Raw genomic sequence first — 1,319 nt, forward strand, 5'->3', positions numbered from 1 at the left:
GGGACTTGACCCTGGATGTTGGACACCAGACACACTTGGATCCTGACGATCCGGGTGGACAGGAGTCCCGTTCAGATGGTGATGAAGCACTATCCGCCCGAGTTCCGGGCCGAGGCGGTCGCGCTCTACCGGTCCCGACCCGGTGCGACGATCAAGTCGGTGGCCCAGGATCTCGGGGTCAACCACGAGACGCTGCGCAACTGGATCCGGCTCGACGACGCACAGCGCTCCGAATCGTCCGCGACGACCGGGAGGACACCGGTCGTCGCGGCGGCACAGGGCTCGCAGGAGGACGAGAACGCCGCACTGCGCAGACGGGTCCGCGAACTGGAGGAAGAACGCGACATTCTGCGCAAGGCGGCCAAGTATTTCGCGGGCGAGACGCGCTGGTGAACCGCTTCCAGTTCGTTGACGATCATCGGCGCCACCATGGCGTGAAGCGGTTGTGCCAGGTCATCGGTATCGCCCGGTCCAGCTACTACCACTGGAAGGCCACCGCGCGCGATCGAGCCGCTCGCGTCGCCGACGACGTGCGCCTGGCGGCCCGTATCCGGGTGATCCACCGCGAGTCGGCGGGCACCTACGGCGTCCCGCGGATCACCGCCGAACTGCACGACATGGGGCAGGTGGTCAACCACAAGCGCGTCGCCCGGGTCATGCGCGGGATCGGCCTGGCCGGTCTGCGGTTGCGCCGCCGGCACCGCACCACCGTCGCCGACCCGGCGGCGGTCAAGGCACCCGACCTGCTCGGACGCGACTTCACCGCCGACACCCCCAACACCCGCTACGTCGGCGACATAACCTATCTGCCGATCGCCGACGGCACGTTCCTCTACCTGGCCACGGTGATGGACCTGTGCTCACGTCGCCTGGTCGGCTGGGCCGTGGCCGACCACATGCGCGTCGACCTGGTCCTCGACGCCCTGCACACGGCCGAGCGGACACGGGGCAGCCTGGCCGGGGCGATCTTCCACAGCGACCACGGAGCGCAATACGGTGCCAGGGCCTTCGCCGAGGCATGCCGCGCCGCCGGAGTGACCCGGTCCATGGGCGCGGTCGGCAGCTCCGCGGACAACGCCGCCGCCGAAAGCCTCAACGCCTCCTTCAAACGCGAAACCCTCCAAGGCGCTCAGAGTTGGGGCAGTGCAAGGGAAGCACGCCTGGCGGTGTTCGGCTGGGCGCACCGCTACAACACCCGACGACGCCACTCCCACCTCGGCCAGACATCCCCGATCGACTACGAGAACACCCTCACCCCGACACCGGCTACGCTGACCTCAGCCGCATAACCCCGTGTCCAACATCCGGGGTGAAGTCCC

1 protein-coding gene is annotated in these 1,319 nt (G+C 68.4%); it reads left to right on the plus strand.

What is annotated here, in order from left to right; genetic code table 11:
- Positions 1-75 precede the first annotated feature (75 nt).
- Positions 76-1,289 (plus strand): IS3 family transposase gene (locus ACIQMJ_RS40870; RefSeq protein WP_499766395.1). Its coding sequence is split into 2 segments (ribosomal slippage): positions 76-373 and positions 373-1,289, totalling 1,215 coding nucleotides; the frame shifts between segments, so codons are not numbered across the junction.
- The last annotated feature ends 30 nt before the right edge of the window (positions 1,290-1,319 follow it).

This window comes from Actinosynnema sp. NPDC091369 (assembly GCF_044757065.1).
Classification (GTDB): domain Bacteria; phylum Actinomycetota; class Actinomycetes; order Mycobacteriales; family Pseudonocardiaceae; genus Actinosynnema.